We start from the raw sequence: 15,281 nt of genomic DNA, 5'->3' as shown, positions 1-15,281 counted from the left end.
GACCGGCTGATAACGATATGTCATCGTCGCAGGCAGACCGGCACCGATCGATCCACCGTATGCCGAAGGCATGCCATCAGGAGAAGATGTCACCGTGGCACTACCGACGCAGCTGAACCCGACCGAACAGGACGCCCTGGTCAAGCAGATCGGGCTGGCGCTGCTGCGGGCCGCCCCGGCGCGGTGGGCGTCCATCGTCGTCGAGTACCGGGCCCTCGGCCGCTACCTGGAGACCAGCGCCCGGGTGACGCTGGCGGACGAGACGACCGAGGACATCAAGGTGTCCTCGGACATCGCCATGCTCCTGAGCAGGCTGCGCGCGGGCATGTACCGGGAGGGGCGCGGGACCTGGTTCAACGCCCGCTACCTGCTGGAACAGCCGTCGGCGTACAACCTGGAATACGACCGCGACGAGCCGAAGTGGCTGAACCCGCCGCCGCTGCCCGCCTACACCGACGACCTGCGCGCCTTCCCCCGCGACGACGAGAACGTCCCGGAGTGGATGGTCCGCAGGATGGCCGCGCTGAAGCCGCCGTTCCGGGTCGCGCGCATCTTCGACGGCAAGGGCCCGTCGGGCCGCCCGATGATCAACCGGCCGCCGGTGGACGACCCGGAGGCGCTGCTGCGCTACCTGGACGAGGCGCCGCTGGCGCTGCCGAGCCGGGGGCTGGACACCGACCACCTCGACGACGAGGGTCGGCAGACGGTGCCGGTCGCGTTCCACACCGACGGGGCCTGGATCTGGCCCGCGGCGGTCAACTACTACCTGCGGGCGCACGGCGTGCCCCCGGAGCCCGACCTGGTGGAACACGTCCGGCGGGCCGGGTTCGCGCTCCCCGAGGTGGACGACCAGGCCAGAGCCAACGCGGCGGCGTTCCTCAACCGCGGACGGCCGATGCCGCCGCGGGTGAACGGCCACCCCCCGACCGGCCCGGGTCGCAACGGGTCGGCGGAGCCCGGTCTGGCGGGTTTCGCTCCCCGTCCGGGTGAATCGCCGGCCGACCAGGCTCGTGGTTTCGACGGTGCCGAAGCGGTCAACGGCCACCACCCGGAGGCAGCGCGTGGCGCTCGCCCGGGCGATTCGGTCGGGGAGCAGGACGGCAAGCCGGGTGGGTTCCGCAGTGGCCCCGGCGGCCCGGACGTGCCCCTGAACGGCTCCCCGGCCGGAGTGCGCGGCAGCGGCGGTTCTCGTGCGGGTGATTCGGCGCGGGACCAGGGCAACGGCGAGCCGGGTGGGTTCGGTGGCGGACCTGGCGGATTCGGCGGTCGTGAGGGCACTCGCGGTGGCGCCCGCACGGGCGAATCCACAGGCGACCAGGGCAACGGCGAGTTCGGCAACGGACCGGCAGGGTCCGGTATGCCCGAGGGCACTCGGGGCGCGGCAGGCGAGCACGGGTTCGGCGGCGGCGCCCGCACGGGCGGATCCGGCGGTGACCAGGGCAGCCGTGAGCCGGGTGGGTTCGGTGGCCCCGGAGAACACGTGGTCGGCGGCCGTGAGACGGCCCGCGGCGGCGCTCGCCCGGGCGGATCCGGCGGTGAGCCTGGCGGGTTCGGCAACGGACCTGCGGCCTTCGGCATCCCCGACAGCACCCGCGCAGACGGGGACCAGGGCAGCGAGGAGCCCGGTGGCCTTGAGGGCACCCGAGGCGCCACCGGAGAACCCGGGTTCGGCGGCCCGGAGGCGACCCGCCGCGGCACTCGTAGGGGTGAATCCCCGGGCGACCAGGGCGGCGACTTCGGCGGTCCGGAGGCCGGGCGGGTCGAGCCTCGTCCGGACGACTCGGCAGGCGAGCCCGGCAACGGCGGGTTCGGCGGTGCCGAGTCCGAAACCGCGCCGCACCGCCGTGGGTCGACCGGTGGTTCCCGCGAGTTCGGCGGTCCGGACACCGGGCGCGGAAGGTCTCGTTCGGGTGAATCCGAGCCGGGTGGCGACGGCGGTTCGTCGCCGAGGCTGCCCGATCCGCGCGCGTCCCAGCCGAAGGTCGGGGCGGGCCTGACGGCCCGAGCCGGTGAGGAAGTCCTCCCCGCGAGCCCGGCCGAGGCCCCGTGGCTGCCCGCCGAGGAGTCCGCCCCCGGCGCCGACGACCGCCCGACACCGGGCCCGATCGACATCGCCAGCGCTTTCGTGACGTCCGCCGAGCGCGTGGCCCCGAGCAAGACCGAGGCCAGCGCCTACGGCACCCCGTTCGACGCGTTCACCCCCGCGTCCGAGGCCGCGGCGCCGCCGTGGAGCCGGACGAGCCCATCGGAGCCGGGTGCGCGGGCGGACGAGACCAAGCCGTGGTCGCCGTTCGAGCCCGCGGTCCAGCCGGACAGCGCCGCCGCGGACCTCTGGACTCCGTCCGCCGCCCAGGCCGAGCCGGGTACCCGCAACGGCGCGGAGCCCGTGGCCGCCTCGCCGTGGTCGCCGTTCGAGCCGAGCACCCCGGTCGCCGACGGCACCACCGAGGACTCGTCGACCCGGGCACCGGCCGAGGTCACCCAGTCCCGCCACGCGACCACCGATGCCGCGGAGGAGTCGACGGAGGACAGTGCCGCGGTCGAGACCGACGACCGCGCCGAGTCCAGCACGTGGGCACCGGCCAAGCCCGAGACCGACCCGGCAACCGAGGCGCCGTCGAGCGACTTCAGCTCGGTGACCTGGGGAGCGTCCGACAAGCCCGGCCAGGACGCACCCGCCGCCGACCCGGCGGAGTCCCGCCACGCCTCCACTTGGGCGCCCGAGTCGGACACCCCCGACCAGGCCACGGGCGAGAGCACGCCGTGGTCTGCAGGCCAGCCGGGTGCGTGGGGCGCGTCCGGCAAGACCGCCGAGGCCGAGACCCCGTCGTGGGCGACCGCCAAGCCGTGGACCACCCAGCCGGACGCGCCGACCGCCGACAAGGCCTCGTGGGCCGGTACCGCATCGGAGCCGCTCCCGGCGCAGCCGAGCGACCAGCCCTCGAGCACCTGGGCACCGGAAGGCACCGCGGCCGAAACCGCCGCTCAGACGCCGCCCTGGGGGCTGTCCGACCAGCCGTCGACCACTTGGGCCGCCAACGGCACCCCGGCGCAAGCCCACCCGGAATCCGCCGGTCAAACACCGCCCTGGGCCACCGACCAGCCCGACTCACCGGCGAGCGGCCAAGCCTCGGCTACCTGGGCCACCAAGGCCGCGGCAGAGCCTGGCGCGGGGACCTCCGAACTCGCCGGCCAGGCACCGTCGTGGACCCCAGAGCAGCCCGGCGCACTGCCGAGCAGCCAAACGGCCTCCACCAGCACTCCGGCGCAGCCGGACTCGGGTGGCGCGGAACCCATCGGCCAGACACCGTCCTGGGCCACCGACCAGCCGGGCGCACTGCCCAGCAGCCAGACCTCCGACACCTGGGCCGCCAGCACTCCAGCGCAGCCGGACTCGGGTACCGCCGAGCCTGGCCGGGCACCGTCCTGGGAACCTGCCGAATCGCAGGCAGAACCCGACTCCGCCGACACCGCGGGCCAGGCACCGTCGTGGACTCCCGAGCGGCTTGGCGCAGGTCAGGCCTCGACTCCCTGGGGCACCAACGCCCCGGCGGAGCCGAACTCGGCGACCTCCGACGCCGCCGGTCAGGCATCGTCGTGGGCCCCGCAGCCGAGCAACCAGACTCCCGCTACCGACACCCAGGCACAGTCCGGAACCGCCGAGCCCGCCGACCAGGCACCGTCCTGGGCGCCAGCCGACTCACCAGCGGGCAACCAGCCTTGGGCGCCTGCACAGCCGGACTCGGCCACCGCCGCCCAGCCGCTGTCTTGGACGACCACCAGCACCCCGGACACGACTAGCTCCGACACTGCCGGTCAGGCCCCGTCGTGGTCTCCCGAGCAGCCGGACTCACTGACCGGCGACCAGACCGCGAGCACCTGGGCGACCACCAACGCCCCGGCTGGTTCCGACTCCACCAGCCAGGCGCCGCCGTGGACCCCCGAGCAGGTGCCCAGCGACCAGACCTCGGGCACCTGGGCAACCACCAACGCCGCAACGAGTCCCGACTCCACCGCCACCACCGACCAGGCACCGTCCTGGACCCCAGAACAGCCCGGCGCACTGCCCAGCGGCCAGACGTCGAGCACCTGGGCGACGGCCAGCGCCCCAGCAGGACCCGACTCGTCCGCCACCACCGATCAGGCACCGTCCTGGACACCTGAACAGCCCGATGCACTGCCCAGCGGCCAGACGTCGACTTGGGCACCGACCGAGGCCTCAGCAATACCTGACTCGTCCGGCGCCACCGGCCAGGCACCGTCTTGGTCCCCCGAGCAGCCAGGCGACCAGACCTCGACCGCGTGGGCCGGTGCCCCGGCCGAGTCGGACTCCGCGACCGCGCAAGCGTCCCACCGGGCACCTGCCGACTCCCCCTCGACCGACCAACCTTCTGCCACCTGGGCCACTACCGGCACCTCGACGCAGCAGGACTCGGCAGCCGCCGAAGCGGCAGGCCAGGCACCGTCCTGGGCCTCGCGGCCGGACTCACTGCCCGGCGATCAGACCGCGGCCGCTTCCGGCGCCGCGACCGAGCCGGACTCGGCGGCCTCCGACACCGCGGGCCGGGCACCGTCCTGGGCACCCGAGCAGCCGGGCGACCAGACCTCGACCACCTGGGCAACGACCAGCGCGGGAGCAGGCTCCTCCGACACCGCCGGTCAGGCGTCGTGGACACCTGAGCCGGACTCGCCCGCGGGCACCCTGGTCTCGGCAGCGACCCCTTGGGCCACCACCCAGCCGGACGCACCGGCCTCCACCTGGACGACTACCGGTCAGGCGGCTCCCTGGGCGACTCAGCCGGACGACCAGGCCCCAGCCACGCGCGCCACCATCGGCGCACCTGCTGAGCCCTCGGTCACCAACACACCGGCAGAGCCGCAGTCGACGACTGCCGACACGGTTCTCGGCGAAACCGCGCCTTGGGCAGCCCAGTCCGACGATCAGCCCTGGGCCACCACCAACACACCGGCAGAGCCGTCGCCCTCCAGCCAGACCGCGCCCTGGGCAGCCCAGCCGGACGCACCGTCCGGCGACCAGCCCGCTCGGACCGCCGAGGCGACCCCCAGCGCGAACGCTGACACCGGCCAGGCCACGTCGTGGGCAACGACCGACGCACCGGCCGTCACCGGCCAGGCCCCGACCACACGCGCGGCGGCCCCCGACCAGTCCGCGTCGAGCGACCGGACCACCGACACACCGGCCGAGTCGCGCACGACTTCCGAGGCCACGACCGCTTCGCCCGCACCGGATGCGGGCGAGCAGACCGCGGAGGTCCCGACTTCGCGGGCGCCGGTCGACGGTGGGCGGGCAGCGCGTCGGGCGGGCTCGCCGGAAAGCGCCGAGCCGAGTGCGGAGTCGACCGCGCCGTGGTCGCCCTTCGCCGATGACGACAAGGACGCGACCTCCCCGTGGGCGCCGAGCGAGGCGGCGGCGGCTCCGCAGACGCCTGCGACCACGGAGACCCCGGTTCAGGACTGGGCGGGTTCGCCTTGGGCTCCGGATTCCGCGACGCGCGACGAACACCCGAGTGAGTCCACTGTGGACAAACGAGGGCACGGCGAACTCGACGCCGACGAACCCGTCGAGCCCCGTCGAGGACGGCGGGCCCTGCACGCGGAGACCGCGCAGCCCACCGAGGGCGAGCCGCTGTGGCGGTTCGAGCAGCCCGCGGCGGAGCCGGGCGCATCCGGCAGCGCGCCGTGGGAGCGGGCGCCCAGCGTCGTCGCGGAGAGCGAGGTCCAGCCGCTGCGGGCGGCCGTCGGGGACTTCACGAACCGGGCGTCGAGCGCGCCCCCGCAACCGTCCACTCCGGACCGGCAGCCGCCCGCCGCGGCGTTGCCGTCGCAGAACTCGCCCGCCGAGATGGTGGAGCGCCTGCGGGTCCGGCTGACGGCGTTGGGGATTCCCGAGTCGCGGTACCGGATCGGCTCGCCTTCCGGTCCCGCGTGGACGATGGAGCAGACCGGTGAGGGTTGGCGCGTCGGGTGGTTCGACGAGCGGTTCGTCGCGCCCGCCGTGTTCGAGGACGTCGCCGACGCGTCGGCGTTCCTGATCGGCAAGCTGGTCCTCGACATCACGCCGCGCCCGCCGCGGGCCGAGCGCAGGCCGAGCCGGGACGAGCGGCCACGGCAGGCGGTCGACAACCTGTTCACCCCGCCGCGCCGCGCCGAGCCCGCGCCGACCGCGGTCGCGCCCGCGCCGGTGTTCGACGATGACGACGACGAGGTCGCCCAGCGGCCGCAGCCGCGGGCGCCGCGCAAGCCGGAGCCCGCGGCGTCGCGGTTGAACCGGACGGAGCCGACCTCGCGCAGGCCGCAGGACTGGCCCATCCAGCCCTGCGCGGGCGAGCCGCCGCTGACGTTGTTCCGCGGCAAGCAGTTGATGGAGCTGCCCCCGGGGACCGAAGTGGACCGGTTCGGCGATCCCACCGGCAACCTGACCTACGCGTCGGGCACGCCGTTCGAGCGGCGGTCGCTGGTGCCGGACTGGATCAACCGGCCCTACCGCGCGTACCGCGTGGTCAAGCCCACCCAGGCGTTGACCGGTGTCGCGATCCCGTGGTTCGACCAGCCCGGCGGCGGCGTCGCGTACCTGCTCAAGGCGTCGGTGGACGAGCTGGTGGCGAACGGGAACCTGGTGCCGCTGGACGACCGGCAGCCGCCCGGCCCGCCCAGGACCGGCCGCTGACCCGGTGGGGCCACTCGCGAGTGGCCCCACCGGTCCACTCGCGACTCAGTTAGCCGATGACCAGACCTTGGGCCGCCGCGAAGGAAAGGGCCAGGTCGACGTCGACCCGGGCGCCGCGGAGGTTCGCGGCCACCAAGCCGTTGGCGTCCAGGCGGGTGCCGCGCAGGTCGGTGCCGTCCAGCCGGGCGCCGTGCAGGCGGGCACCGGACAGGTCGGCTTCGCGCAGGTCGCACTCGCGCAGGTCGGCGTCGAGGAGGTTGGCCTCGCGGAGCCGCAGGCCGCGCAGGTCGGTCTTGCGCAGGGCGGCGCCCGCGAGGCTGACCAGGGTGAGGTCCGTGTCGGTGATGGTGATCGGCCGGAAGCGGACGTCGGTGAACGTCGACCCGATCAGCGAGCACCCCGTGAAGGTGCTGTCGGTGAGCGTGGCCCGGTCGAACGAGCACGTGCGGAACGCGGTGGTGGTGTGGCGGGACTCGCCGAGGTCGGCGCGGGTGAAGCGGCAGTCGATGAAGGTGCAGCCCGTGGTGGTCGCGGTGCGCAGGTCGGCGCCGCTGAAGTCGCAGTCGGTGAACGTGTGCTGGGCGAACTCCCGGCCGTGCAGGTCGGTTTCGCTGAAGTCCTCGTCGGTCGTCGTCTCCACCGGGCCAGCTTGTCACGGCACCACGACGACCGGCCGCGCGGCTTCGGCGATCAGGGACCGCGCCACCCGGCCGCCGTGGTGGGAGCGGCCGATGACGACGCAGTCGGCCGCCACCTCCTCGGCCACCGACTCCAACCCGCGCGCCGGGTCGCCGCGCAGGTGGACCACGTCCCACGGGACACCGATCGGGTCCAGGTAGCGGGTCGCGTCCAAGCGCAACTCGTCGACGTACGCGGCAGCGGCCTCCTGCGCGCCCGCGACGCTGACACCGGTCCAGTAGGCCGGGTTGGTGAGCGCCTCGACGAACACCAACACCAACCGCGCCTGCTCACGACGCGCAAGCCCCGTAGCCCAGGCGAAAGCGTTCATGGCGGACTGGCTGCCGTCGATCCCGACGACGACAACCGCCACCCCGTCCTTCGCACCCGGCACGCCCATGATGGTAGGCCGGACGACCTCAAATCCGCCTAACGCCAGCCAATCGCAACGAACACCCGAGCTCGACCGAGAGCCCAGGCCCGGCAGTCGTGCAAAAGCCTTGATGAAGCTCACCGGACCGGCTGGCCACGGCGGGCTTCGATCACCTCGACCACAAAGACCACGGCGACACGCGCAGACCGCCCGTGGCGGTTCCATATGCATCGGCCGCTAGTCCATGCCCCAGGCAAGATCGCGCTCAAGCCACGTTCAAGGTCGACAGAGGCAGCAGCGGAGCGACGCCCTCAGCGAGTTTCGTTGATCAATTTCCCCGAGCCCCGCGAGCACAGCCCCCGCCCTTCCCCTGGGGGACAGTCCTGCTCCAGTCTATCGGTGGTGGGGTTCGTTGGAAGAGTCGCGGAAATCCTGTGAGGCTTATTCAGCGGCGTAGAAATAGAGGCCGACAACTGCGGAGATGGCGTCTGCGAAAGTGTCGATGGGGCGCCGGTAGTCGGTGTGGAGAATCCGCCAGGTCTTGAGGCAGGCGATGGCGCGTTCGACCACGACACGGATGGAGTTGTGGTGCCGGTTGAACTCTTTTTCCCAGTCGGGCTGTTCACGGTTCCTGGGTTTTCTGATCGGGGTCAGAATGCCACTCCCGATATAGCCCTTGTCGCCGAGCCACGTGCTGGGGTCTCGGCCGTCGAGAATCCGTGAGGCTTTCAGGCCGACGATGTCGTTCCGGGCTCCCGGCATCGGATCGGACACCCATCTCAGGCGACCGTCCAGCGTGCACACGACCTGGACGTTGAAGCCGGTGGTCCGGTGTTTCCCGGAGAACAACTCCGGGCGGGAGGACCACGACCAGCATGGCAGCAGGGTTCCATCCACCATGTGGGAGCTGCGGTCGTCGAGATCGTCGGCTGTGGGAATGCGGTGTTCGAGGATGTCGGCCAACAGTGGCGTCACCGCGGCGATCGCCCGACTGATCGTCGACTGCGATACCTCAAAGGTTTCCGCCAACTCCGCTTGCACTCGATTTCGGCGCAAATACGCCAGCGTGACCACCACGGAGCGAGACAAACCCAGAACCGGCGGCCATCGGCGAACCGACTCCCCGGTCGCTTCGCCGATCAGGGCACATAATTCCTCGACACGGCCCCGAGTGAGGCCGGCGGTATGATACATGGAGGCGGTCCGTTTTCGAGCACTTGGTGTGGTAACTGAATTCTCTCAAACGGGCCGCCGCCTCTTACATCGGGGTAATCATCCCGGGGCGTGAATAAGCCTCTGTGGATGGGTGCCGAGGATGTGGATAAGTCGGCCGGACTTGAATTGACGGCGGCGCGGGCAGGCCGGGAATCGGGCAAGGAGGATCGGGTCTGCCTGGTGACGTCGTGTTCCAGTCGGGCGGCCCGGGAGTCGCGCAAGGCGACTCCGGCACCTGCCCGGCGAACCTCGGGTTCCAGCGGTCCGAGTCGAGCAGGCAACTGGGCCTGCCCGGCGAACCTCGGCACCCGAAACCAACCGGGTGCGGGGCAAGGCGATCCCGGCTCCAGCCGCGCAGCCAAAGTCGGCCATGAGCAAGGAGGCTCGGAGGACCGTTCGAGGAGACCCGGACTGTCTGGACGACAGGGCAGGAATCGCCCTGGGTCAGCGGAAGTCGCGGGACTTGGACGGGATTCGCATGGCCAGGTGTTGCAAGTGGTCGGCGTAGAGGCTGGTGACGCCGTCCGCGTTCTCCACGGTGCCGCGGATCAGCAGGGCCGCGCTCGCGCGCGCCACCTTCCGGTACCGCGCCCACAGGCCGGGCGAGCAGACCACGTTCACCATGCCGGTTTCGTCCTCGATGTTGAGGAACGTCACCCCACCCGCGGTCTGCGGCCGCTGCCGGTGGGTGACCGCACCCCCGAGCAGCACACGGGTCCCGTTCTTGACCTTCGGCAACTCCGCGGCGGTGACCGCACCAAGGGACGCAAGGTGATCACGGATGAACTGGGTCGGAAAGCTGGTCGGCGACATCCCCGTGGCCCAGACATCCGCAACGGCCAGTTCCAACTGGTCCATCTCGGGCAGCGCGGGAGCGTGGACGCCGACCGCGGTCCCGGGCAGGTGCCCGGGTGTCTCGGCGGCCACCGCCCCGGCCGCCCACAGCGCCTCCCGGCGGCGGCTGGTGAAGCAGTCGAACGCCCCGGCGGTGGCCAGGGCCTCCAGTTGCGGCCGGGTGAGGTCGACCCGACGCGCCAGGTCGACCATGTCGTGGAACGGGGTGCTTCCCCTGGCGGTCACGATCTCGGCCGCCAGGGTGTCGCCGATGGACCGCACGGACGCCAACCCGAGCCGCACCGCCGGGCCGTCGCCTTCCAGGTCGGGGTGTGCGGCGCTGGCGTTGACGTCCGGGCCGAGGATGGTGACGCCGTGGCGGCGGGCGTCGGCGATGAGGGACTGCGGTGAGTAGAAGCCCATCGGCTGGGCGCGCAGCAGGCCTGCGCAGAACGCGGCCGGGTGGTAGAGCTTGAACCACGCGCTGGCGAAGACCAGGTGGGCGAAGCTGAGGGCGTGGCTCTCCGGGAAGCCGAAGTTGGCGAAGGCCAGCAACTTCTCGTAGATCCGGCCCGCCAGTTCCGCCCCGATGCCGTGCCGGGCAGCGCCTTGGTGGAAGCGGTCGCGCAGGCGTTCCATGCGGCGGGTGGAGCGCTTGGCGCCCATGGCGCGGCGCAGTTCGTCGGCCTCGGTGGGGGTGAAGTCGGCGACGTCGACGGCCATCTGCATGAGCTGCTCCTGGAACAGCGGCACGCCCTTGGTCTTCTCCAGGGCGCCCTTGAGCAGGTCGTGCTCGTAGGTGACGTCCTCCTTGCCGTTCTTGCGGCGGATGTACGGGTGCACGGAGCCGCCCTGGATGGGGCCGGGCCGGATGAGGGCGACCTCCACGACCAGGTCGTAGAACTCCCGGGGCCGCAGCCGGGGCAGGGTCGCCATCTGCGCCCGGCTCTCCACTTGGAACACCCCGACCGAGTCGGCGCGGCACAGCATGTCGTAGACGGCCTTGTCGGCCAGGTCCAGCGCGCCGAGGTCGACGAGCTTGCCCTCGTGGTCGCGGACCATCTCGACCATGTACCGCAGCGCGGAGAGCATGCCGAGGCCGAGCAGGTCGAACTTGACCAGGCCGACGGCCGCGCAGTCGTCCTTGTCCCACTGCAGGACGGTGCGGTCGGCCATCCGGGCGGGCTCCACCGGGCAGACCTCGCTGACCGGGCGGTCGCAGATGACCATGCCGCCGGAGTGGATGCCCAGGTGGCGCGGGAAGTCCTCCAGCTGCCCGGCCAGCTCCAGGACGGCGGGCGGGACGTCGAGGTGGTTGTCGCCGACCGTGCCCGCCAGCGGCCCCCAGCGGTCGATCTGCTTGCTCCACGCGTCCTGCTGCCCCGGCGAGTAGCCCAGCGCCTTCGCCATGTCCCGCACGGTCGACTTGGCCCGGTAGGTGATGACGTTGGCGACCTGCGCGGCGTGGCGCCTGCCGTGCTTCTGGTAGACGTACTGGATGGCCTCCTCGCGGCGGTCGGACTCGATGTCGAGGTCGATGTCCGGCGGGCCGTCGCGGGCGGGGGCGAGGAACCGCTCGAAGAGCAGCTCCCAGCGCACGGCGTCGACGTTGGTGATGCCCAGGGCGTAGCAGACCGCCGAGTTGGCCGCCGAGCCCCGGCCCTGGCAGAGGATGCCGTTCTTCCGGCAGAACTCGACGATGTCCCACACCACGAGGAAGTAGCCGGGAAAGCCCAACTCCTCGATGACGGCCAGCTCGTGCGCGATCTGCGCGTGCGCCCGGGGCGCCTCGGCGGCCGAGCCGTACTTGCGGGCGGCGCCGGTGTAGACGAGTTCGCGCAGGTAGGTGGTTTCGGTGTGGCCGGGCTCGACGTCGAACGGCGGCAACTTGGGGGCGACGACTTCGAGGTCGAACGCGAGTCCCACGCCGAGCACGGCGGCGCGCTGCACGGACCCGGGGTAGCGGGCGAACCGCAGGTGCATCTCGGCGCCGGTGCGCAGGTGCGCGGTGGGGGCGGGCGGCAGCCACCCGGCGAGGTCGTCGAGGCTGCGCCGGGCGCGGACCGCGGCCATCGCGGCGGCCAGGTGACCGCGGCCGGGGTGGGCGTAGTGCACGGCGTTGGTGGCGACGGTGGGAAGCCCGAGGTCGGTGGCCATTTTGTGGAGGAGGTCGTTGCGGGTGGTGTCGTCGGGGAAGCCGTGGTCGACCAGCTCGACGAAGACGCGGTCTTTGCCGTAGGCGACGGTGAGCAACCTGAGCTGCTCGGCGGCGGCCGCCGGGCCACCGGCCGCGAGTGCCCGGCGGACGGCGCCTTTGCGGCAGCCGGTGAGGACGACGCAGTTGTCGCGGGTCTCCTCGACGACCTCCTGCAGGTCGTACGCGGGTTTGCCTTTCTCCTCGCCACGCAGGTGGGCGGAGGTGAGGACGCGGCAGAGGCGGTGGTAGCCCTCTTGGCCGTCGGCGAGGAGGAGAAGGTGTTCGCCCTCGGGGTCGGCCACACCGTTCTGGGGGGCGGTGAGACCGAGGCTGAGTTCGGTGCCGAAGATCGTCCGCATGCCGACTTCCCTGGCCGCCTCAGCGAAGCGGACGACCCCGTACATGCCGTCGTGGTCGGTGATGGCCAGGGCGTCGAGGCCGAGCAGGGCGGCGGCCTCGATCAGCTCCTCGGGGTGGCTAGCGCCGTCGAGGAAGCTGAAGTTGGTGTGGCAGTGCAGTTCCGCGTAGGGGACGCGGTCGTCGCCGTCGGCTTTGTCGGTGACACCGGAGGACTGGGCGCCCGCTGGGGCGAGGTACCGCTCCCGGTGCCGGGTCCAGGCCGGGCTGTCCCCACCGTCACCGGTCTCGGGCGCGCGACCGGAGAGGATCCGCTCCAACTCCGACCACCGCACCGGCGGGTTGTTCCACCCCATGTCGAACGACCTCCGGGTTGACTCGGCTCACCGAGTTGGTGCGGGCGGATGGCGGCGGACCCGGGTTCGGGACTCCACCGCGGTGGAGCCGTTCAGGGAAACCGCCGTCGAGTGGCCGCGTAGCCGGGTGGGCGAGTGGCGGGCAGAACCTCCGGGTGCGACAGGACTTGGGCTGGTATCGGGTCTGGGGAATCGCGGCAGGACCAGCAACCTCCGCACGACCGGCGGACGATCGGCTGGGCGAGGAAACCCGGAAGCGGCAGGGCAGACCGAAGCAAGGTGCCCGCGCGGCGCCGGAATTCGGTTGGCGGGTCAAAGCTCCGACTCGGCTTCGGATCCGGTTGGCACGGCTGGGGTCGAGCCGGACCTGGCTTGGTCGGCCCACCGAATCGGGTCGAGTCGGCTCAGGCGGATCGGGGCGGACTCGATCAGATCCGCGCGCGGTCCGAGTCCGCCCCCGATCAACTCAAGCCGGGCGGACTTCGATCCGGGCAGGTCGACCGGATCCGGGTCGGAGTCGGGCCGGGACCGGATCCGCTCGATTCGGCCCCGACTCGGACTGGACCAACGCTCGCCAGGCAGGGATCGACCCTGGGTGAGTCGGACTTGCCTTGGACGGGCCCGGATCCAACTCGGGCTTGGGCGGGCTCCCGTGATTCGAACCGGCTCAGGCTGAGACCACCCCACCGGATCGGCTCGACCCCGGTCGAGCAGGCTTGCGACGTGGGCTGGATCGGCTCGGGTCCGGATCCGGTCCTGGCTCAGGGTTCCGGCTCGATTCAGGCTCAGGCCCAGCGGTTCGGCTCCGGAGCGACGGCTTCGACTCAGGTCCGGATCCGTCCGGCTCGACCCGAGTCCGGGCTTGGTCCAGTCCAAGGCCGGTGTGGGCCCGGAGTGCGGTCAGGGGTTGGGGTCGGGGGTTCGGGGGTGGTGGTTCTCCGGGGAGCGGCGGGGTTCCGGGATGAGGGCCGCGAGGTCGATCAGGTCCGGGAGGTCGACGGGGACGTGGCGGTCTTCGTGGGGGAGCATCAGTCGTATATTCCTTCTACAGACCATTTCTCGTTTTCGCGGACCAGGAGCAGGGCGCCCTGTCCGTCCTCTTCGGACCTTTCCGCCAGCAGGACCTGCAGCCGGGCTCGTCGGTGGGCGGTTTTCGGGTCCCACCAGCGTTCGTCGGCGGGCCAGGGGCCTGCCCAGGCGATGACGCGGTGGGTGGTGCCGTCGGGGGTTCGCACCTCGTCGGGGTTGGCGGTGAGGGCGAAGCGGCCGGTGACGCCGACCTCTTGGCCGTTGCGGTCGGTGACCGAGACCTGGACCGGGATGGCGGGGACGGTCGCCGGGGAGGGCGTGGGTAATCGGCCCGGCCACGGGGGTTCCGGGGCCTCCGGCTCCGGTCTCTCCTCCCCCCACGGCGTGAGCGTGACGCGGTCCGCCGGGGACCGGCCGCCGCCAACGGTGGGGGTTACCACGGCTTCCGGGCCGAGGAGTCCCTGGACGTGGACCATGGCGCGGCCCGCGCGTTCGGCGCCCTCGTCGTGGCCGCCCTGCCACAGGCCCAGTTGCAGGGCGTGGCCGTCGACGACCTCCTCCGGCTCCAACCGCAGCAGGGTGATGCCGGAGGTGGGGCGGTGGGGGCCGCGCAACCAGCCGTCGAGTTGCCAGCGGACGCGGTCGGCGATGCCCGACGGGGTCAGCGGGTCCGCGCAGCGCCACAGGCGCAGGAGTTCCTCGCCGGTGCCGGTGGCCGCGTGGATGGCCAGGCGGGTGCAGGCCAGACCGTGGGTGGCCAGGTGGTCGTGCAGCCGCTCGCCGAGGGTGCGGGCGGCGAAAGCTGCGGCGTCGACGCGGTCGATCGGCGGGTCGGGGACGTGCGAGACCGACAGGTCGACCGGGGGCCGCCTGCGCGACGGCGGGCGCTGCTCCAGGCCGCGGGCCAGCCGGTGGGCGTAGCCCGCGTCGGCGCCGAAGCGGGACGCGACGTCCGCCGGTTCGAGCGCGGCGAAGGCGCCGAGGGTGCGCAAACCCAGTCGGCGCAACAGGTCGACCAGTTCGGCCCGGTCCGGCAGCTCGTGCACGCCCAGCGGGGCCAGGAACTCCGCGCTGCCGCCCGGCGGGACGACGAGGCCGCGGTACGCGGCGAGGGTGGCGGCGAAGAGCCCGTCGGCGATGCCGACCTGCGATTCGGCGCCGGTGCGGGCCGCCACCTGGTCGATCAACCGCTCGGCGGCCGCCGCCTCCGAGCCGAAGTAGCCCGACGGGCCCTTGGCGGGCACGGCGACCACCCCCGCGCGGACGACCTCCACCCCCACGGCCAGCTCCTCGACCGCGGCGGCGACCGGTTCGAACACCCGGGCGTCGCGGTCGGCGTCGGCGGGCAGCACCGCGAGGTCGGGGCAGCGCTGCTGGGCCTCGCGGCGGCGCATGTCGCGCCGCACGCCCTCACCCCTGGCGAAGGCGTTGACCGCGACCACGCGATTCGCCGCGACCACCGCGGCCGGCGCGTCGACGGCGAGCCCCGCGGCGGCGCCCGCGGCCACTACGGGCCAGTCGGGGCACCAGAGGACGAGCAGTCTGGTCACGGCT

7 protein-coding genes are annotated in these 15,281 nt (G+C 72.6%); 1 reads left to right on the top strand and 6 read right to left on the bottom strand.

All coding sequences use genetic code 11. The features are described from left to right. The first annotated feature begins 94 nt into the window (after nt 1-94). Nucleotides 95-6,688, top strand: coding sequence for a glycohydrolase toxin TNT-related protein (locus CLV40_RS07375; protein ID WP_104478079.1), 6,594 nt, complete (start codon nt 95-97; stop codon nt 6,686-6,688). Nucleotides 6,689-6,737: 49 nt separating this feature from the next. On the opposite strand, the gene CLV40_RS07370 is transcribed toward CLV40_RS07375, so the two are convergent. The 6 genes from CLV40_RS07370 to CLV40_RS07350 all read right to left on the bottom strand — a co-directional run bounded on the left by CLV40_RS07370 (nt 6,738) and on the right by CLV40_RS07350 (nt 15,268). Further along, on the bottom strand, nt 6,738-7,328 hold the full coding sequence (locus tag CLV40_RS07370; RefSeq protein ID WP_104478078.1) for a pentapeptide repeat-containing protein: 591 nt from the start codon (nt 7,326-7,328) through the stop codon (nt 6,738-6,740). 12 nt (nt 7,329-7,340) lie between these two features. Next, nucleotides 7,341-7,760, bottom strand: coding sequence for a universal stress protein (locus CLV40_RS07365; RefSeq protein WP_181043362.1), 420 nt, complete (start codon nt 7,758-7,760; stop codon nt 7,341-7,343). A 420-nt stretch (nt 7,761-8,180) separates the two neighbouring features. Next, on the bottom strand, nt 8,181-8,933 hold the full coding sequence (locus CLV40_RS07360) for a transposase family protein (protein WP_104478076.1): 753 nt from the start codon (nt 8,931-8,933) through the stop codon (nt 8,181-8,183). A gap of 465 nt (nt 8,934-9,398) precedes the next feature. Further along, nucleotides 9,399-12,698, bottom strand: coding sequence for an error-prone DNA polymerase (locus tag CLV40_RS07355; RefSeq protein WP_104478075.1), 3,300 nt, complete (start codon nt 12,696-12,698; stop codon nt 9,399-9,401). 900 nt (nt 12,699-13,598) lie between these two features. After that, on the bottom strand, nt 13,599-13,727 hold the full coding sequence (locus CLV40_RS40220; protein WP_281261647.1) for a hypothetical protein: 129 nt from the start codon (nt 13,725-13,727) through the stop codon (nt 13,599-13,601). Beyond that, entirely contained in the window at nt 13,727-15,268 is a 1,542-nt protein-coding gene (locus tag CLV40_RS07350; protein ID WP_104478316.1) for a DNA polymerase Y family protein, read from the bottom strand. Before CLV40_RS07350 ends, CLV40_RS40220 begins: the two co-directional genes overlap by 1 nt. Nucleotides 15,269-15,281: the final 13 nt, after the last annotated feature.

This window comes from Actinokineospora auranticolor (genome assembly GCF_002934265.1).
Classification (GTDB): Bacteria; Actinomycetota; Actinomycetes; order Mycobacteriales; family Pseudonocardiaceae; genus Actinokineospora; species Actinokineospora auranticolor.
The sequence above is the reverse complement of the archived record's forward strand: the minus strand, read 5'-3'. Positions and strand labels throughout refer to the sequence as shown.